This is a genomic window from Trinickia mobilis (assembly GCF_017315705.1).
GTDB lineage: Bacteria > Pseudomonadota > Gammaproteobacteria > Burkholderiales > Burkholderiaceae > Trinickia_A > Trinickia_A mobilis.
In genome coordinates, this window is the sequence record NZ_JAFLRF010000020.1 from 36,935 (window position 1) to 56,498 (window position 19,564).

The following is a 19,564-nucleotide window of genomic DNA, read 5'->3' on the forward strand; positions in this document are numbered from 1 at the left end:
TTGAAAATAAACGTCATCGTGTCGCTCTGTTGGTTTGTGGGTTCGTTTTTTTTAAAAACAGCAAACCAACGAGTCGCGCGAGAAAGTTGCGAGGCACAACTTTCATGGTGAGGTCAATTGTGCGAGGCACCGAAGAATGGTGCATGGTGAGGTCGATTGTGCGGCGCTGAAACTTTCGTGTTGGCGCATCTCTGCAGAACCGCGGTTCCAGAACCGGGAGACTCGTGATTGAAGGTGAGGTTGATTGTTCACAGCCGGGCGAGAATGGCACTTCGAGTCGTTTTGGACGCGTGCGACTTGGGACGACCGGTTGGAAGGTGAGGTCCATTGTGCGGGTTTAGTGTCGACGCCAGGCGTAGCAACGGGGACAGCACAAACGAACTCACCATTTGCCGCTTTTTTGTGCAATTTTCCTTTCGCCTGGCGACAGGCGCGCTGCGAAGAAGCACAAACGACCTCACCTTGCCGGCCTAACCTTGGGCGGTCGGGCGTCGGCGGGGGGGTGTGATAGGTAGCTTTTCGCGCGGCAACCGGACCTCGAACACATGCAAATACAACAGGTGGTCGATTTTCTCAAAAAATTCATGGACATATACGGCATAGTTCAACCATTTCCTGTATTCTGAGGTTTACAAAAATTTCCGGGAAAACCTCAGAATGGTGAAAACAAGCCAACTTCCTGCTGTAGACCGAACGGTTCCGCTGGGGCAAATTAGTGAGTTCGCTGAAAAGGTCTCAATTTTCACGGATGAGCTTCGTGACACCATTTTGGCACCCCGGCCGCGAAAAGCTCCGCCTGTCTTCAAAACGGGAGAGATCGCTGAGATGTGCAACATCTCTCACTCTCAAGTCCAGTACCTCGCGACCAAGAGTGATGGCGAGTTGCCGGCGGGCACCGCCGCGGGCACGGGTCGAACCCGCACCTTCACGCTGGAGGAAGCGCGCGTCTGGGTCCAGAAGGTTTCAGACATCTATCAGACGCCGCTCGTGACCGGGACACGCGAACCGGAAGGAAAAATCATCATTACGGCCCAACTGAAGGGGGGCTCGGCAAAAACAACCACCACGATGTGCCTCGCGCAAGGACTGACGCTGCGAGGCCGCAAGGTGCTGGTGGTCGACCTCGACCCACAGGCATCACTCTCGGAGCTGTGCGGCTTGTACGCGGAAAAGGACGTGACGCCGGAAGACACGGTGCTGCCGTACATCTATGACCAGGAAGTAGACGGAGGACTGGAAGCACGGACTCAGTCGAGTTACTGGGACGGCCTTGACGTGCTTCCGGCTCACACTGAGCTGATTGGCGCCGAGTTCCATCTGCCCGCGATGCAGAAGATGCGGCCAGGCTACAAATTCTGGACGGTGCTTCGACAAGGTCTCGAGCCGCTTCGCAAGCGCTACGACTACATCCTCATGGATACGTCGCCCTCTCTGTCGTATCTCAATCTGAACGCACTGCTGGCGGCGGACGCCATGGTCATGCCGATGGTTCCCGAGAACCTGGACTTCATCAGCTCGCTGTCGTTCTGGCGGCTGTTTTCGGATGTGTCCAAGAGCTTCATCAAGTATGAGCAGGACAAGAAATACGACTTCATCTCGCTGATGCTTTCAAGAGTCGACTATGGGCGCACTTCTTCTGCCCCTATCGTGCGCGCGTGGGCACAGAGCGCATATGAGAGCTGGCTGCATTCCATTGAAGTTCCGGCCAGTTCAGTCATGAGCACAGGAGCGCTGGCATTCTCAACGGTGTTCGACATTAGCAGTACCCACAGCGCGGCGAAGTCGTTGCAGCGGGTAAAGCAGCCCCTTGTCGACTATTGCCGATGGGTGGACGAAATCTATGCAGAGAAATGGAGGAACGCGCAATGAGCAACATGCGTGAACAGCTTCTGGCCAAGACGTCCGGCATCCGATCGACCTCGTCTATCAAGGAAGAGGAGGTCAAGCGCAACAACAAAACGCAGACGGCGCCGGGCCTCGCCGGTGCACTGGCAGTGGCGCAACTCCGTGTGCAAGAGCTCGAGTCCAACGGGACCTCATCGCAGTTACCCGTGGCGGACATCGTCGCCAATCCCTGGCAGCCAAGGCGGGTGTTCAACGAAGCAAAGCTGTCGGAGTTGGCCGAGTCGATTCGTGAAGTGGGGCTGATGCAGCCAATCGTGGTTCGCCGCGTCGAGGACAAGTATCAGATTGTGGCTGGTGAGCGTCGGTGGCGCGCGCACAAGATGGTAGGAATCGACGACATCAAGGCTGTAGTTGTGGAGTGCTCCGACGAAGACATGGCTGTGCTGGCCTTGGTTGAAAATATGAGTCGTGACGACTTGTCCGACTATGAAGTGTCTCTGTCCATCCGACAGACGGAGAAGGAGTTTCCAGGGCGCAAGCGGATGGCTGAAGCGCTCGGCATGTCCAGAACAGGTTTGTATCAGTTTCTCTCCTTCGAAAAGCTACCAGACTTCATCCAGAAGGATCTGGACCTGCATCCGCGTCTCCTTGGTGGAAACGCAGCTGAGGCTATCGTGGCGGCAATCCGCAAGCATGGCGAGGCGGGCGTCGAGGCTGCGAAGGAAATCTGGCCGCTCGTCGTTGCAGGCAGCATGGACCAAGGAAAGGTGTCCGCGACTATTAAGGCGCTGGCGACCCGTCGTGCGACGATGAACTCGGCAAGTGAACGCAGCATCGACAAATTTTTCTCGGGTAAGGAGCACGCAGGCTCCATCACAAAGGACGTCAACAGCTTCACGGTGAAAATCAAGGCGGGCGTGCTCACTGAAGCGCAGGAGACTCAGATTCGGGAGTTAATCAGCGAGATGTTCCATCCTCAGCCAAGCTGACTTTCTAGGCCTTCGAAGCGCCCGCCGCGAGCGGGCTTTTTTTCGTCATCACCAAGGCAAGGGACCATTGGGCGGGTTGCTTGGGCGTGTGCATAGTATGGACGCCCGCTCGGCACTGCCCTGCTGAATCGCTGGAATCCGGGCGTCTGGCGGTGTGACGAACGATGTGGCCGTGACTCCTGCCGTGTCCATACTATGTACGCGCGGTCGCCTATTCTCGACCGCGGCGCTCGGGCGTCACATCCTTGGGCAAGTAGCTTGCCGGGCAGCGACACGTCGTATCTGTCCATACTATGTACACGGAGAGCGTAGCGAAATCTCAATGCGGCCGGTTGAACGCCGTTCCGGTTGCGGGGCGATTTTAAGTGTCGTCGGCCGACAGCGAGGTGGAGAATGACTCGCGAACCATCCGTCGATGAGAATAGAGGCTACTCTTGGCGGAACACGAGCTCGCTGCCCCACTGGCACGCCGCGTCCGGCTCCGCGGGGCCGGCGGAAGGCCGGGCAGAATTCGAGCGTCAGAAAGAGCGGCTACGTTGTGGGGCGCTGGCGTGTACATAGTATGGACGCACGAGGCAGCCGCCTCGCGCCACGAAGCGCAAGCCCAAAGAAAACAGGCAGGTACGAGCGTAGGAGTTCTCGAAAAGCGCAGCACTGGAGTCGACCCCCGCAGTAGCCTGATCAACTAACACGCGAAGAGCATGGGTTCCTAGACGTTCGTCGTGCCGGACCCGAATCCTGCGATAAGGGCGTGTCGCAGCAGCACCTAAGCGTTCTCGTTAATCGTTTTTATGTATTGAGCGTCTCTGCTCGTTCGGCAGAGCGATGCTTTGCGACCTTGCCTGATACTTCAAAGTGCTTTGATTTGCGTCCACCGATGCGCCCGATGGCCCAGATAAGCCCAACGCAGCCCACGAGGAACAAGCCTCCTTCAAGCCTTCAAGAAGATCCCCGACCGCGTACATTCAGTGTACGCATCCGCGTGCAGTGCCCCCGTGGTCTCTGAAGGAAAAAGCCGAGCCGCGCGGTACCTTCTAAGATAGCGACAAAACAGAGTGTGGCGGACAACAAGGCGACGACGGTAACGGCGGTACGTCCGACCATCTCGTTGTGTCTGCCTCGGCGTAATGGCGTGCCGTAGAACGGTCCCATTGTTGTCGCTCTGGGTCACGGTATTTCCTCTCGTGAATGTGGCTCCGATCTCCCCGGACCAGACATGGGACCATGACTCGAATCACGAGGTGTTTATATCTCCGCCTGCTCAGGAGGCATCACGATCGAGTTTCCCGACTTTCTCCAGGCCGCGGGCGCGTTCGGCCTACGTGTAGCTGGTGGTGGTCTGGAGCGGGACGTCGCCCAGAAAGCGTTGCAACATGTCCAAGGGGCAATTTTCTTGCCGCCGCATGCGTCGCGAACGTATGACGTGCTATGTGCAGCGCCGTCTCGTGCAACCGATGTCGCTGCCGACCATCGAGCGGCAGGGATTCGTCGGCAGCAATGCGCAGCCCTGCTGTAAATACGCTTGGGTTACCGGTCAATGTTGAGACGCTGTTGCGTCACTGCGGGCGCTCGCCCAGAACTGCTACCGCCCAGAGGGCGCTCTCGTCGCCGCCAAGCTCGCGCACCGGTCTGAGTCAGTGGCCTGCGGTGTAGGCGGCATCTTCCGCGGGCGCATGCCGGTGAAGCCCATCAGCAGAATAGCTACACGTGCGTGGCGATACAGCGCGGCCGGCAACGCAGCGCTCCTAGCACCCCGCGGGATGCCCTACAACGGGAAGGCGAACTTTACGCAGGTGCGGTTAAGGACGCAATCAACGCGCGTGAGCAACTCCCAGAGCTTCTTTGACAGCGCCTTGTCGATGGCCATAACGAGCTCTCTCCGTTCTGTCAGCGGATTTTTGACACCCGGCCACGGGTTGCCCGCCAAGCGTGGAGCACACTGATCATCCGCTCAAAAACCCGCGTAGCGCGATCACCGCGTAGCGCGTGGCGCGGCAATCCCAACGTAAGCAACCCTGCGAATGGGCGCCAGCTCGGCGTTTTAATGCTGACCCAGTCCGGGCTCGGCTGCGTCAGGGAGTCCTCGTGCTGCGCACACTTTTCTACCGAGAGGTGAGAGGGCGCCATAGGCCGCTTGAGGACGCATCAAAGGAGGCTGCGCCTCAACTCCATCTGATATGCGCCGGCGGTCCTTTCACGGACAAGTATGCAGGTAGGCGTGCACCGCATTGAAGTTGTTGCACGCAGAGATAGGACAGAACCCGGGGCGCTCAAGCGCCGACGCATTGACGTCGAGCCAGCATTCAATCGCGCGCGTCATATCGCGGACGATGCGCCGGAAAGCCTACCGCACGACCGGAAAGGGCGAAAGGTTCGTCAGGTGACGTGTTCAAGCGATAGCGCTGGTGACTTCGTGAGTTCGGGCCTGCAGCTGTTCGGGTACTACGTTGTCGATTAGTCCAATCCGCTCGACCGAGCGATTTGCGACGGAACGGCTATTGGAATGTAATAATATCGTAATATTTCCGCCGAAGCCCAATCGCTTCTTAAGTGATGTCGTTGTGCCCCAGACTGTCCGACAGACAAAACGACAGTCCGCCGTCGCTCGCAGCAGTCGCGGGCGCCGATCATCGCGATGAACCGCTGGCCGCCTAGCTGCTCAAGGATGGAGTGCCCGAGCTCACTTTGGTCGCCGGACGTCTTATCAACGGTGCACATGGGGAACGCCTTGGCTGGGGAGCGCTGTCGCACGGAGGATCATGCCCTCATCCGGTTGCTCAAAACGTGAGCAGGTTCGAGAAGGGTGTTCCGGCACGTGTTTTTCCATGTAGCACGCATCCGAGAAAATGATCGCGATGCTTGATCTTTTGCCTCGGCAGATCATCGATATTACGGGTTTACCCTTATCCGGCTTGTCTGAATCCAGAGCAACAGTTGCCGTGAGACTCTTCGCGATTGCGCGACGGAGCGGAGGTGAATAGGGAACGGAACAGCGTCCATTTGGGCCTCCCGTGCTGGACTTCCCCGCGGCGCAGGACCGCTTCTTACGGCACGTTCTCGACAAACTGCAGGCACCCGATTACGCCTTGCAGCACGCATTCGGTTTGCTGGTGACGCGCGCCCGATCAGCAGACGCGTTCGTGTTCGTACTTGCAGGCCGCCAACGTGTGCTAAGACAGTCCGCCGGCCGGTCGTGCGTGAAGAAACAATCATATGACGTTGACATCCGTCTCACGTTGAACGTTTTGCCGCTTGATTGGCAAATGGGAGAGGCAGAAATCTCAAGCTCCGCACGCGAATGGAGCGACGGCTTCCTGTCAGGGCGGCAATTTGTGGAACATCGAGTGTCAGGCTGGGAAACGCCGAAAGCCCAACGCAGACAAGGATATCCGCCTTTTTCAAGGCTGATTTTCCCCTGATGTTTCACGGAGTGGTGCGTTGCAGAGGTGCAAGAAACGGTCGAAACCAGGCGAGTTCGCAGCGCAGCTCGTCGCTGCTGGCATGGCGTATCGAAAATTACGTAATTTGTAGCGTTGATACATGCCGCGAAATTTACCGCCCCCCGCGACCTATAGAGGACGTTCGGCGCCTTAGCGATCCCGCCAGATGAAAAGGCACCTGGTGATGCGGCCTGGGCTGGGCCGTTCGATTGGCGAATTGTGCGCAACTAACGGTCTGCGCTTATCCTTTCCCGCTTAACCGCTGCTGCGCAGCGGCAAGCGAGTCTCCAACGGACCGGCCAGTGTCGACCGCTACAGCGCCAGCTGCCGTATCCGTCGCTGGCAAAGCGTCGGGGAGGCTACGAACCAGCGATGACGATCTGACCTCGAAATTCCGGGGCAAGCGCTGCGCTTCGGAAGCAATTGCCGCCTCGGCGGCGACCGTTGATAGTCCATGCAATCCGTCGGCGGTTGCCGCTCCCATGTCGCACCGGACTGTATGACCGAAGTGTCTTTCACCGACGCTGACGTGGTATGCCGCCAAATCGATCGAACACGGTTGGTCCGGCAATGGGCGCTGTCGGGTAGCTGGGCGCGGTTACCCGCGTCCAGCCCCCTCGGAACCGTGCATGGGTCTTTCGATCCACACGGCTCAAGCCTCTGCAAAGGCATCTCTCGACACCCGGTTTCACAACGGTATTTTCGGCAGACTAATGGTTTATACGGCAATCGAATTGGTGTACTTGAAGATTGCTCGCTGCGTTCGATCCGCCTTCGGTTCTTTTCACGATACAACGAACACCCCACGGGATGCCCGTCGTGATGGGTTCCTGACAGTCAGGACACAGGCCGTCCTGACTGAGCCAGACGCGGTACAGCTTCGCACGGCCTTTTAACGAGTTCTGCATTTTCGTGCGCCGCCGGGACTCGAAGTAATGCTCCCATTCTGGGTCGTGTGGATTGGCGTTAGCTCTGATCTTGACATGCCGCTGGATTGGCGTATCCGATTCTTGTAGCGGGGTAAGCTCGCGTTGCGTTCCATCCTCTTGTTTTTCTGTGGCGGTGAATACCCAGTTCCGGGCGCGCCGAGTTTTGAAGTATTTTCCCTTAACGCAGTGGGCTCCCTTGCTCGGATGCTTTCTTACCGCCCATCGCCATAGCATTGACCAGACATCGGCATCAACCCGAACGAAGGTTTCCTTAGCGACTACATGGCTGTGGTAATTCGCCCATCCACGTAATGCCGGATTGAGCAGCCTTATCAGGTTTGCCTGAAAGGTGGCTCCGGAAATTCGCACAGTGGGACAAGTGGAGGACATGATTGACAGCACGCACGCGTTGGCGGTGTCTCGGCAGGCGAAGCTGATTGGAATCAGTCGTCCGGGCGCTTAACACCCGCCACGTGCGGTGAGCGACACCGGCCCGGCGTTGATGCACCGGAATGACGAATTGCATCTGGAGCATCCGCTTGCCGGCGCAATGTAAGCAATCCTCTTTGTTTCGCTCAATCTCGTCCTCATGTCCTTGCCGCGACAAAACCGTCTCTCGTACGATGCGAGCACTTTCCCGAATGAGAGCGCTTCGTCCGCACCCGCTTTACGACCGACGGTTTGAATTAGGACGTTGCAACCCCTCTTCTCCTTCGCGTTGCAAGATCATGCACCGCAACCTTTTGCCGCGTGCGCCCGCGCTTCATGGCGGCAAGCGCCTACGATTCGAATTGCTCGATCTGGAAGCACCTGCCCGCCGGCTATTCGGCCTGAAGCGCGTCGCGTATCTCGCGCAGTTCCGCCCGCTGTCTGTCCAGCTTCGCGCGAAGTTCGTCGATCTCGCGCAAGGGTTTTTTTGCAGTAAGGGTTGCGGATCGCACGTTCAGCGACCATTTCTTCAATGTGACGCAGGCTTGGCCGATAGGCGACATACCAGCGTACGCACATCAGGATCACGTCGAGCGGGTAATGCATGCGCTTAAGCATGCGCGCCATAGTTGGATTCACGCGCTGCTTCATCGATCATATCGTTCGTCTTCACCCCTCGAACATGGCAGACCGCCTTACTGCGACAGAAGCCATCGATGCGGTTGTAGCGGTTCAATCGCTTCCCGCGAGTCGTCATTGATTCGCGCTCCAGCCATTCAGCTTCAAAGCCCCTCTCCCATTCCGATGATCGTGCTTTGTTGACGACTCCATGCCGTGTGTCACACGCCACGTACCACTAGCATTCGCTTCTGACCAACGCGTTTCATTCGAGTTGCGACGACGCGACAGTTTTGACGGTTATTGCATAACCGATACGTCGACCTAAATTTATTGCGATATCGGCCGATATTCCATCCACTTAATCTCGAACGAGGCCATTCCGCAAATTCGGGTTGGAATGGCCGCAGTCAGGAGTTTACGCAAATGACATTATCAAACGCTGAAAAGCAGCGCCGATATCGGGAGCGTCATCTTGGATCAGGCGGTGAAATGGAGCAATTAAGCGTGATGGTTTCAATTGCAACAAAACGCAATCTCGAACGGATATCCAGCCATTACGGGTGCACGATGACCGGAATGATCGAAATTCTAATTAACGAACGAACATCCATCGTCTTAAGCTGTTTGAGCGAAATCGAGAAGCACGAATTTTACGGCGAGATACCTGTTCACATGCGACAGAACGCCAGATGAGTTCAGCGTTCAAATCGAATCTTATTGAGATTGGCGCTAAACGCGCCGTAGGAGATTGGCATTCTCGCATGCGCATTTCGACAACGCGTACGGCAAAGTCGGTGCATGCGGCGCACAGGTATGAAATCGTGCCCGTTTTCACACAACCCACACACGGCGTGCGCTCGGCACCTTGAACATAAATATAAAAAATGACCGCAGATATCGAATGTCCCAAAGCATCGATAGACTCCCGCTCGCTGTGTTTGTGCCGACTCAAATCAATTTACATAGTCGCGGCCTTGTGTACGCTTGCAAGCCAGATGACATATGCGGGCACATCCATTGAAGGGTTCACGGACCAGACGGGACGGAACATCGTCATTGCCAAAGTGAGACGGCGGCCGTTGAAATGGACGGGCCCACTAGATGCGGCGACACCACAGTTTCGAAGCGGCTGCACGGTTTCGTTTGGGCTTCCAGTTCCGGCTGCGCTAGCAGGCACTGATTCAGGATCGCTCGCCCAGTTTATCGGACACGTTCGGTGCACTTCCCTGCGCAACACGCAGGACTCCGGCATCGGGGTCCTCGTCAGCCCGTCTGAGGTTGGAGCGACAGAAGACGGATCCGCCGTTGCGCCGACATCACGGGCGCTGCCACCTGAATTGACGGCTCAAGCGTCCAGTTGGGCGCGTGGACCTACAGGCAGGCCAATCGGGGACCACGCCCAAGCTGTAGTCGATCGGCTTCCCACGGATTTGCCGCGCTCTCCGCGCTGCGGGTGGAACCCGCGGTGCGCCAGCGAAACAGTACCCTCGAAGTCGGCGAAGGTAGTGGACGCAACGTCCTCATGGCGTAATCTCGACTGGTTTCCTGCCCCAGCCACGATCCTCGCCAGTACGGAGGTCATTTTCCTCATGGCGCTTCTTTGTCTGCTGGGTCTCGGATGCTGGGCGCTCTATGAACGTCGATTTACGCCCGACGCTAGACTGGTCCGCGCCGTGAAGGCTGGATTGAAACGCAAGGAGTTCAACCTGGAATATCAACCAGTGGTTAGTACAAGATCCGGAAAATGCGTCGGGGTCGAGGTACTGCTTCGATGGATGAACGGCATTTACGGACTGCGGGGACCACTGTATTACCAAGCCAAACTCGAAGGGACCAGCGGCACAGCTCCGCTAACTCGATTTGTACTCTCTACCGCGATGAAAGAGCTCGGAGCACTGGAACGAGCGGCATCCTTGTATGTGGCAGTCAATGTCGCATGGTCACATTTGGAAAGCGGCTCGTTCATGACAGACGTGATTAACTCGGCAGGTCATCTTTTGCCGCGGTTGGTGCTGGAAGTGACGGAAGGCGGAACTGCGAAGTCAACCCAGCGAGTTTTGGACGTTATGTCGAAGCTGCGAAAAAAACGTGTTCGATTCGCGCTCTCGGGTGTCGGCGTCACGCCGGCGAATTTCGCCTTACTCGAACAGTTCAAATTCGAATTGGCCAAGATTGAACGACAGACACTGAGCCTGGAGAACGACGAACGCGTGCAGGCGCTCTCGGCGTTGGCCGATCTGGGCCGCCGCCTGGGCGCTACCGTCGTCGCTGAGGGCGTCGAAAGTGTAGTTCAATATCAAGCAGTATGCAGAGCGCGGGTGGATATGGCACAAGGATTCTTTCTGGGAAAGGCAATGCGCCTCATCGATCTTTCAACGTTCCTTGAGTCCAACGAATCAAGATTTTCCGCGAATAGAAAGGCGTTTTTGCGATGAAAGCCGAATCCATGGTGATGATGATAGCGATCTCACACAGGGCAGGAGTTCAGTCGACATGACTGCCGAACTCAAGTCCTCTGTTGGACAAGGCCATACCCCCTCGGGCTCTGGAGAAAAGGTCCAGCAACCCGATCCGCCGAACCGTACGGTCTGCGTCGTTGCTTCCATTGACAATCATGCACATCTTTCTGATGTCTACGGGTCCGCGCTAGCATTGACCGTTCGACACATCGTCCACGAGCGCGCAAATCGGCTGTGCAACGGAGCAGGGGATCTGGTGTGTGTCAGCGAGAATCGCCTGCTGCTTATCCTGGAAATCGCTCACCTGGGTCCGCACGAAGTGCCCTCGCTTCAGCAGGAGGGACCGTTGCTGGAGCGGATCATCACGACCCTCGGAAATGACCCGATCGAATCCTGCGATGGCCTGATTTTCCCCGTCATATCAGCAAGGGTCGTGCCGCTGGACGACTCACCCTTTGATCTCGACGGTCAGGCTGATGCTTCAACACAGACCACCCAGGCGTGGCGCAGGCAGTACGCTACCGACATGGCGAGAACGCAGGACATCTTCACCGCACTTGAGAGCGGTCACCTGCACCTACAGTACGAACCGGTGTGTGATGTACGTAATGCGGCGAATGTGCTTTACGATGAAGCTCTGTTACGTAAGATGGTGGATGGGAAGTGGCAGAGCGCCAGTGAGTTCTTCCCGGCTCTCGAGCGCCTCGGGCTCGTTCGCCGGATTGACCAATGGGTCGTAGCGTCAGTCATCGAGACTCTCCGCATCAATCGCGTCGCGCGACTCGGCTGCAATGTCTCTGCCCGAAGCGCTGTGATCGATGGTTGGTGGGCATCCATCCTCTCAGCGCTAGCCGAGTGCCCGAGCATGGCTGCCCGTCTGACCATCGAGATTACCGAGACTGCGCCCCTACATGACCTGGAGTCGGCCAAATACTTCGTCAGGACACTGCAGTCATTAGGCTGTCAGATCGCACTCGATGACATCGGTGCCGGCCATAGCAGCGCCGAGACGCTCATCGCGTTGTGTCCTGACGTCGCCAAGATCGATCGAGCGTACATTCGTCGTGCACGCTCTGACGAAAGGGGCCGCAACCGCCTCACCCAACTGATCGGGTTTGCAGGAAGTTGCGCATCGCACGTCGTCGTCGAGGGCATCGAAACCGATGAGGATCTGCGCGCCGCGCGTTTGAGCGGCGCCACCTGGGTCCAGGGGTATCGGTTTTGCCGCACGGAACCAGACAAAGCCTCATCGTCGAATGAATGTAAGCGCGATTTCTAGCGCACATGGTTTCTCGCAGGCTTAAGGCGCAGCATGTGTCCGCCATTTTTCAGTGGACACACCCTCATGTGGAAATCGCGGACAACGAGCCTGTGGTTGTGCCGGAGAAGCCTACGGCTCTGCCTCGGCCGGCGGCCACCCGTTGAGTAAGCGAGCGACCAGGTCCGGGTTTGCGACGAAGGGTCGACCGAAAGCGATCAGATCGACATACCCCGTATCGAGTGCCGCTCGCGCAGTATGGTCGGTGAAGCCGCCGCACCAGATCACTGTGTCCGCGAACGCCTTACGCACCTCAGATGGCGACACGACGGAAACGAGCGCTGGTTGGCTTCGACTATCAGAAGACGGCTAGCTCCGTTCGAGGGCACCAGACCCATTCATTCCCGGATCGAGAGAGTCCCGTCTTTGGTTTGCGCGCCGACGTTCTGACAATCAGTTCCCCTTCTGTCAATTGTTGTAACGCGACAGCAGCTTCGCCTGAGAGTTGCCGCTCGAGGATGCTGATTACTTGATCGACCATCGTCTGTATCGGCTGAGAATAGGTCGTGAGGCCGAACAGCGGCCACCCAGCCATGTCGATGTTATCGAAGCCGACGATCGAAATATCCCTTCCAGGCTGCAAGCCAAACCCAACTTGTGCCACGTTGACCGCAACGAGGGCCATGTGATCGTTAGCGCAGAAAATAGCGTCCGGCTGCTTTTCGAGTTCCAGCAACGACCTGACGGCGGCTTCTGCTCCGGTAGTGGAATAATTCCCCACCCGTCGCTCGATGTGGCGCACCTTTCGAGCTGAGAGGTAGCCGAGAAAGCCAGCTTCACGATCCCGGTTTGTCGATGAGTGTTCGACGCCCGCGACGAAGGCAAAACGTTTGTGTCCGCCAGCCAGCAGGAATGCCGCGATCATGCGCGCCCCGTTCAGATTGTCTCCGGTGACGCTGGATGCCAGACCGCTATCTGTTTTCCGGTTGAGTAGCACTACTGGTAGACCGAGTTGCATGCATTCGTCGGCGAAATGTGACGACAGACTAGTTGAAATCAGGACGAGAGCATCGACTCGGTAGCGGAGCACCTCCTCGAGGATGGGGTCCGAGCCCGCGATTGCATCGACGCTGAACAGCAGGACGCGGTATCCGATGCGGGCAAGCGCTATCGATAGCGCGTCGAGCGCGGCACTGTAGAACGGATTCTCAGTGCCGGGGACCGCAACGCCCACGATGTTCGACCGACGGGTGATCAGCGAGCGGGCGACCTGATTTGGCCGATAGCCAAGCCGCTTCGCGGCTTCCATCACCTTGATACGCGTTTCGGGCGATACGCTGGCTCCGGGCGTAAATACACGCGACACAGCTGATTGGGAAACGCCGGCGAGCCGCGCCACGTCATGGGCCGTCGTCGGGCGGCGTTCCAGTTCACCTATGACCGTAACCCTGTTCTTGCTTCCCATCTCTCCTCCGATTACCGGTCGCGGGTCACATGACCCGCCTTCCATTCGCCCAAAAGCATACCGTCAATTTAGCGAGCTATATAGCGTTCCCAGGGTTTCTGGGGCGGACAGAGCGGCAGCCCGACGCCTACACATGTGTCATAGGGGTAAACCTGATCGTTCGCAGCGTAAAAATGTATTGGCAACGCGCCACCAGCTTTCTATACTTTGTCACTGCATACGTATGCATTCGACGTGGTGGAGGAGTGTGGGGTGACAGTGAAACAAGCGATTAGCAGGCGAAAACTCATCATTACGAGAAGATCGCATACGCATGCATCAGAGGCGGAAAAGAAGGTCGGATTCGGACAGCGGGCTCGTTCTGCCGAGTGTGCTCAGGGGCGCGAGTGCCAAGCTGTGTATGTGGTTGCCTCGCGAGTCACTGGACCGGAGGCGCGACCATGAGCGCCTCGTTCGCTCTTGCAGGAAAAGTGGCAGCGGTAACCGGCGCCGCGGGTGGTCTGGGTGGGGCGATCTGCCATCGCCTCGCGGCGGCCGGCGCGACAGTAGTCGCTGGGTATAACCGTTCCGACAGGAGCGCGGCATTGATGGTCGAGCAACTGCCCACGCCACTAGGGGCGCGTCATTTCGCGCTGTCAATGCCGGTCACCGATTCGGCCGCGTTGCGCGAGGCGGCATCGACGATTCTGAAACGGTCGTCACGACTCGACCTCCTCGTGAACAGCGCGGGCACGACGCGCTTCGTCCGGCATGACGATCTCGACGCTCTGGACGACCCGTTGATCGACGAAATCCTGACGACAAATGTACGAGGCCCGTTTGCCGCGATTCGCGCGTTTCGGCACGCGCTGGCTGCTAACGGCGATGGCCTTGTCGTTAACGTGTCGTCGATTGCGGCACAGACAGCAGTGGGCAGCAATGTGATCTATTGCGCGTCAAAGGCAGCGGTCGACAACATGACCCGGTCTCTGGCGCGGGCGCTGGCGCCGCAAATCCGCGTCGTATCGATCGCGCCGGGCCTCGTCGACACAGAGTTTGTGAAGTCGATGGATGTCGACTGGCGGGACGGCCAAGCGGCGAAGACGCCGTTGGGGCGCCTCGCGTACCCCGCGGAAATTGCCGATGCTGTGATCGCGGCGGCAACGCTGCTGCGCTTCTCGACCGGCACGGTCATCGCTGTAGACGGCGGCCGCCCCCTCTTGTAGGTACCCGTAATTCGGTCGTTGCGGATGGGGCCGGATAACGGAGTCAGGAGACGATGATGGAAGTAAAAGACGGGCGGGACCTGCTGGAATTGAGCGATCTACGAAAGTCGTACGGGCCGACGATTGCTGTTGGTGGCGTAAGCTTCTCGATCCGCCGAGGCGAAGTGCATGCGCTTCTGGGCGAAAACGGTGCCGGCAAGTCGACGCTGGTCAAGATCCTGAGCGGTGTCGTGCCGGCTGACACCGGCTCCATGACGTTGAACGGCACCTTGTATCAGCCGGCTTCGATCCTCGATGCGCGCGCAGGAGGCGTATCTACTGCGTTTCAGGAGCACAGTCTGCTGACTAACCTGACCGTGGCCGAAAATCTCGCGTTGCCGACACTGAAAAAAGGCATGGCTCGGCTGGTCTCCCGACGCGAGAACGATCAGGCTGCCGAGGCGATCTTGCACGAGTATGACCTGGAGCATTTCGATCCGCGCACGGTGGTATCGGCGCTCACGCTCGCCGACCGGCAACGGTTAGAGATAGTACGGGCCCTGAGCAAGCGTCCGAAGCTCCTGATCCTTGATGAGCCGACAGCGGTACTTGCTTCGACTGACTGGCTGTTTGCGCTGATTCGCGCGGAAATCGCGCGGGGTACCTCTGTCCTCTACATTTCGCACCGCCTCAATGAAATCCGTGAACTGTGCACACGCGGTACTGTCCTGCGCAGCGGCAAGAGCGTTGCTACGACCGAGCTCAAGGACACCGACGATGCAGCCATCTTCGAAATGATGGTCGGCAGCCGGATCGCATCGTTCACGCGTGACCGCGTTGCCATCGACGCCAGCGCCGAGCCCAGGCTGCATGTCAGCGATCTCAGCGCGGGCATGGTGCGCAACGTTGGATTCAGCGTACCGGCGGGTTCCGTCGTCGGCGTCGCCGGGCTCGACGGACAAGGACAGGCCGACCTGTTTCATGCGTTGTTCGGACTCAAGCCGCTTCAGTCAGGCGAAGTCAAGATCGATGGCAAGGCGGTCCGGATCAAATCACCGGCGCACGCGCTGCGCGCTGGCATTGAAGTATCTCTCCTTCCTGAAGAGCGAAAGACACAAGGCATCTTTCCAACGCTTTCTGTACAGAAGAACATAACCCTCAGTGCGTTACGGCGTATTTCGTCGCTAGGTGTAGTGCGCGGCCAGCGCGACGCCGCGCTCGCGCGCAAGGTCGCTGAACAAGTCGATCTTCAGGAGCGTTACGTGAGCTTCCAGATCGGCGAGCTTTCTGGCGGAAATCAGCAAAAGGCGTTGCTCGGCCGCGTTCTCACGACGGGTGCCCGAACCCTGCTTCTTTTCGATCCGACGCGTGGCGTTGACGTCGGGACCAAGCAGGCCATCTACAAGGTGATCCAGGAATATGCGAGGGGCGGCGGCGCAGTCTTGATGTACTCATCGGAGCTGTCCGAACTCGTCCAGCTTTGCGATGAATGTCTGGTCATCTACGGTGGCCGGATTGTCAGCCGGCTGGAAGGGGAGCGGCTCGACGAAAAGGCAATCATCGCCGCGGCGACAGGACACCATGAAGACTCCTCAGTGAGGGCGGCAGCATGACAACCCCAATCGGCCGCAAACGCCTCCGGTTGCAAGGTGTGCTTTCAAACGGCGTGACGATCGTCTCGTTGCTTTACTTGATCCTCTACGCGCTCTATGTGCGTACGGAGGCGGGCGCGCTTAGTGTGTCGTCGTTCAACGATCTGGTCAACAACGCTATCCCGCTCGCGATCGCGGCGGCCGGCGGTACGCTCGTCATACTGTTGCGAGGCTTCGATTTGTCGGTGGCGGGGGTCCTGTCGCTCGTCAACGTGGTGCTCGCATCCTATCCGCTACCCGGTCCGTGGGGAGCGCTTGTCAGCCTCGTTCTGGCGCTAGGCATCGGCGCGCTGGTCGGCCTGTGTAACGGGGTACTTGTGGCGTACGGCGGCTTCCAGTCGATTGCCGTGACGCTCGCGATGATGATTCTGACCCGAGGTCTTGCGCTCGTCGTTCTTGATGCGCCCGGTGGCAGCGTCTCCGATTGGATTAGTGGGACGCTTACCGACACGCTATGGGGCGTTATCCCCACGTCAGGACTGTTCGCGATAGCTGTTGCCGTGCTGTGGGCGATCTTTCGCAGAACTGATACCGGTGTCGCCCTGTATGCGGTTGGTAAAGATGAGACGGCTGCGGCTCTCTCGGGCATCAACGTGAAGAAAACCCGATGCATCGCTTTCACGCTGGCCGGGATGCTTTATGGCCTGGCAGGCTTCATGCTGTCGGCGCAGACCGCCTCAGGCAATCCCAATGCGGGGAACACGCTGCTGCTGTTGACCTTCGCGTCAATCGCGCTCGGCGGCACTGCGTTTACCGGCGGTCAGGGCGGACTGTACGGCAGCATGATAGGGGCGGGCGCGCTGATGCTGCTTCAAAAGGTGCTGTTTTCGTCGGGCGTCGAATCCTTTTACATCGGCTTGTTCCAAGGTCTCGTAATGATTGCAGCGGTCATATTCATGAGTGTCGTGAGCCGGCTCGCGGGCAGGAGTCGTTGAAATGCGTCAATCCCACATCCGTACCCAGCAGCAAGACGTCGAACGGCCCGATAGCCTCGCCCGGCAGTCGGACGAGCGTGGATCGATACGAATCCAGCGCGAAACCATTGGTGCGGTCGTGGTCTACCTAGCCTGCATCATTGCACTATTGCTGTCGAAGCTGATCAATCCTGAGTTCGGCAGCTTGCAACAGTTGCAGACCATCGTGATGCTGGCGTCGTTTTTGATTGTCTGTTCGTTTGGTCAAGGGCTCACGATACTGATCGGTGGCCTTGACCTGTCGGTGCCGTCTTTAATTACCCTTGGCGGTGTCTTGACGGCCTCGTGGATGGGCGGCACATCGCCAGATGCCGGCGCATGGTGGCAGATTCCGGTGATTCTCGCCGTGTGTGCATGCGCGGGCGCATTCAATGGCGTCGGCATCGTTTTCTGCAAGGTCCCGCCGTTCATCATGACCCTGGCCTCAGGCATCGTCGTCTACAGCCTTTGCCTGGGCGCAACGGGTGGCAGCCCTAGCGGTGCGTCGCCACATGCGCTTAGCGCGTTGATGAGCGGAAGACTGGGCGGCATGCCGATCATCACGTTCTTCACTATTGCGTTCTGTGTGCTTGCAGTCTTGATTCAGGGAAAGACGACCTTCGGCCGAAGCCTCTACGCTCTCGGAAGCAATCCCGTCGCGGCTCACATTGCCGGTATCCGCGTCGACCGCGTCACGATCTTGACCTATGTCGCGTCAGCCGCGCTCGCCGGGTTCACGGGAATGATGCTGGTGGGCTATTCGAACGGTGCGACTCTTCGAATGGGCGAGTCCTACTTACTGCCGTCGATCGCAGCAGTGGTGATCGGCGGATCGTCAATCCTGGGTGGTCGCGGCGCCTTCATCGGGACCATCGGCGGGGCGATCCTGCTGACGATCCTCGACATGATTATCACGTCTCTCGGACTCGCGCAGGGATGGCGCACGATGATCGAGGGCGCTCTGATTCTCGCAGCGGTCGTGCTGCAGCACGAGAAGGCGCTGGACACCGTTCGGACGGCGCTGCGCGGCAAGCGTGGTGCCCAGTAGGGCATTAAGGCATTTCTTTGATAAGCAAGGAGACACATAAATGAAGAGCTTTAAATTGTTGCGTCGCTATGTCGGTGGCGCAGCATTGGCCACAGGGATGGTATTGCTGGGCGCACAGGCAATCTCGACTGTTCATGCTCAAGCCGCGCCGAAGAAGGACAAGTATCTGATCTATCTCAGCCTGAGTTACAGCGGCAACGCGTGGCAGTCGGAGGCCGCGAATATCGTCAAGGCGCTGGCGAAGACGCCTCCGTATGACAAGGAAGTCGAATTGAGGGAGGTGATTTCCGGCACAGACGTTCAGTCACAGATCTCGGCATATGAAAGCATGATCGCGGCGCACGCTGACGGTGTCATCAGCTTCCCGATCTCTCCTACAGCGCTTAATCGCGTCGTAAAGCGCGGTTGTGAAAGAGGCACGGCCTTTTTCATGTACGACGCAACCGTGACCGAACCGTGCGCCTATAACGTCAGCTATATCACGGCGGGCTTCGGCGAAAACACTGCGCAGGCACTCGCCAACGAGTTGCATGGAAAGGGAAACATCTTCATGAGTCGCGGCGTTCCGGGCAACTCCGTCGATAAACGCCACTACGATGGCGCGATGAGCGTCTTTAAAAAGTATCCCGGAATCAAGGTGGTCGCCGAGTACTACGGGTATTGGGATGATCGTACAACGCAGCAGGAGACCGCAAAGGCACTTGCAGCTCACCCTGACGTAGACGGAATCTGGGCGGAATTGGGGGAAGACGGCGCGGTGAAGGCGTTGGTGGCCGCCGGCAAGAAGCTGGTACCCGTGACCGGTGAAGACTCGAATGGATTCCGGCTCGCACTGGCCAACCAGGACATGCGTGCGAAAGGCCTGCAGGGTGTTTCGTCGGGCTCTCCCCCGGCGACTGCGGGCTTCGCATTCAAGCTGATGATGGAAATGCTTCAGGGCAAGCGCAAGCTCGACACCCACAACATCCAGTACCCGTTGCCTTGGGTGCCGGCAGAGAAGGTGAAGATTTGCTCCGGTGATCGGCCAGAGGGCGGGTGTAACACCTTTCCTGCCAGCAAGGTGGCGGATTCGTTCGTGACTGAGGTGTTCAATTCGCACCTGCTTCCCGAGTTGTCGCTGGACTCTGCGTTGAACGGGACGCCGACGCCGGGCCAGACGATCCAGCCTTTGCCGGCGGACGCGGTAGTGAAGGCGCCCGACCAGCCGGGGATCAACTGCCAGCAGTGCTCACTTCCGGCGGACGCGTATCAGCCCACCCATATCCAGCCTTTGGCGTATAAATAGGGCAATG

At 58.2% G+C, this 19,564-nt stretch carries 14 protein-coding genes and 1 pseudogene; 11 read left to right on the forward strand and 4 right to left on the reverse strand.

Annotated elements, in window-relative coordinates; translation table 11 throughout:
- The first annotated feature begins 657 nt into the window (after positions 1 to 657).
- From J3489_RS23670 to J3489_RS23680, 3 genes are all read left to right on the forward strand, one after another.
- A complete protein-coding gene (locus tag J3489_RS23670) occupies positions 658 to 1,869 on the forward strand; it encodes a ParA family protein (protein WP_207002219.1) in 1,212 nt (403 codons plus the stop codon).
- The gene (locus J3489_RS23675; RefSeq protein ID WP_207002221.1) at positions 1,866 to 2,834 is read left to right on the forward strand and encodes a ParB/RepB/Spo0J family partition protein; all 969 of its coding nucleotides are present in this window, start codon (positions 1,866 to 1,868) and stop codon (positions 2,832 to 2,834) included. The genes J3489_RS23670 and J3489_RS23675 overlap by 4 nt, the downstream gene beginning before the upstream one ends.
- Before the next feature lie 3,011 nt (positions 2,835 to 5,845).
- A complete protein-coding gene (locus J3489_RS23680; RefSeq protein WP_207002223.1) occupies positions 5,846 to 6,253 on the forward strand; it encodes a hypothetical protein in 408 nt (135 codons plus the stop codon).
- Between the two features lie 731 nt (positions 6,254 to 6,984).
- Here the strand turns inward: J3489_RS23680 and J3489_RS38940 are convergent.
- Both J3489_RS38940 and J3489_RS23690 read right to left on the reverse strand, forming a co-directional pair.
- On the reverse strand, positions 6,985 to 7,593 hold the full coding sequence (locus J3489_RS38940) for a group II intron maturase-specific domain-containing protein (protein ID WP_207002225.1): 609 nt from the start codon (positions 7,591 to 7,593) through the stop codon (positions 6,985 to 6,987).
- Positions 7,594 to 8,138: 545 nt separating this feature from the next.
- A pseudogene (locus tag J3489_RS23690) lies at positions 8,139 to 8,283 on the reverse strand (IS6 family transposase); the annotation flags it as partial.
- A gap of 393 nt (positions 8,284 to 8,676) precedes the next feature.
- Between J3489_RS23690 and J3489_RS23695 the strand changes: the two are divergent.
- The 3 genes from J3489_RS23695 to J3489_RS23705 all read left to right on the forward strand — a co-directional run bounded on the left by J3489_RS23695 (position 8,677) and on the right by J3489_RS23705 (position 11,991).
- Positions 8,677 to 8,946 carry a hypothetical protein gene (locus tag J3489_RS23695; RefSeq protein WP_207002226.1) on the forward strand — a complete coding sequence of 90 codons (270 nt, stop codon included), beginning with the start codon at positions 8,677 to 8,679 and terminating at the stop codon, positions 8,944 to 8,946.
- 812 nt (positions 8,947 to 9,758) lie between these two features.
- Positions 9,759 to 10,688, forward strand: coding sequence for an EAL domain-containing protein (locus tag J3489_RS23700; RefSeq protein ID WP_207002228.1), 930 nt, complete (start codon positions 9,759 to 9,761; stop codon positions 10,686 to 10,688).
- Positions 10,689 to 10,746: 58 nt separating this feature from the next.
- The gene (locus J3489_RS23705; RefSeq protein WP_207002230.1) at positions 10,747 to 11,991 is read left to right on the forward strand and encodes an EAL domain-containing protein; all 1,245 of its coding nucleotides are present in this window, start codon (positions 10,747 to 10,749) and stop codon (positions 11,989 to 11,991) included.
- A 111-nt stretch (positions 11,992 to 12,102) separates the two neighbouring features.
- Here the strand turns inward: J3489_RS23705 and J3489_RS37810 are convergent, their stop codons facing one another.
- Complete coding sequence (locus J3489_RS37810) at positions 12,103 to 12,297, reverse strand: oxidoreductase (protein WP_207002232.1); 195 nt, start codon at positions 12,295 to 12,297, stop codon at positions 12,103 to 12,105.
- A 31-nt stretch (positions 12,298 to 12,328) separates the two neighbouring features.
- On the reverse strand, positions 12,329 to 13,435 hold the full coding sequence (locus J3489_RS23715) for a LacI family DNA-binding transcriptional regulator (RefSeq protein ID WP_207002234.1): 1,107 nt from the start codon (positions 13,433 to 13,435) through the stop codon (positions 12,329 to 12,331).
- A 440-nt stretch (positions 13,436 to 13,875) separates the two neighbouring features.
- Between J3489_RS23715 and J3489_RS23720 the strand changes: the two genes are divergently transcribed.
- The 5 genes from J3489_RS23720 to J3489_RS23740 are packed head-to-tail and all read left to right on the forward strand — an operon-like array spanning position 13,876 to position 19,557.
- Positions 13,876 to 14,640: an SDR family NAD(P)-dependent oxidoreductase gene (locus J3489_RS23720; protein ID WP_207002236.1), complete on the forward strand. Its 765-nt coding sequence runs from the start codon at positions 13,876 to 13,878 to the stop codon at positions 14,638 to 14,640.
- A gap of 53 nt (positions 14,641 to 14,693) precedes the next feature.
- On the forward strand, positions 14,694 to 16,232 hold the full coding sequence (locus J3489_RS23725) for a sugar ABC transporter ATP-binding protein (RefSeq protein ID WP_207002238.1): 1,539 nt from the start codon (positions 14,694 to 14,696) through the stop codon (positions 16,230 to 16,232).
- The gene (locus J3489_RS23730) at positions 16,229 to 17,206 is read left to right on the forward strand and encodes an ABC transporter permease (protein WP_207002240.1); all 978 of its coding nucleotides are present in this window, start codon (positions 16,229 to 16,231) and stop codon (positions 17,204 to 17,206) included. The genes J3489_RS23725 and J3489_RS23730 overlap by 4 nt, the downstream gene beginning before the upstream one ends.
- A gap of 1 nt (position 17,207) precedes the next feature.
- Entirely contained in the window at positions 17,208 to 18,272 is a 1,065-nt protein-coding gene (locus J3489_RS23735) for an ABC transporter permease (RefSeq protein WP_207002242.1), read from the forward strand.
- 40 nt (positions 18,273 to 18,312) lie between these two features.
- The gene (locus J3489_RS23740; protein ID WP_242540240.1) at positions 18,313 to 19,557 is read left to right on the forward strand and encodes a sugar ABC transporter substrate-binding protein; all 1,245 of its coding nucleotides are present in this window, start codon (positions 18,313 to 18,315) and stop codon (positions 19,555 to 19,557) included.
- The last annotated feature ends 7 nt before the right edge of the window (positions 19,558 to 19,564 follow it).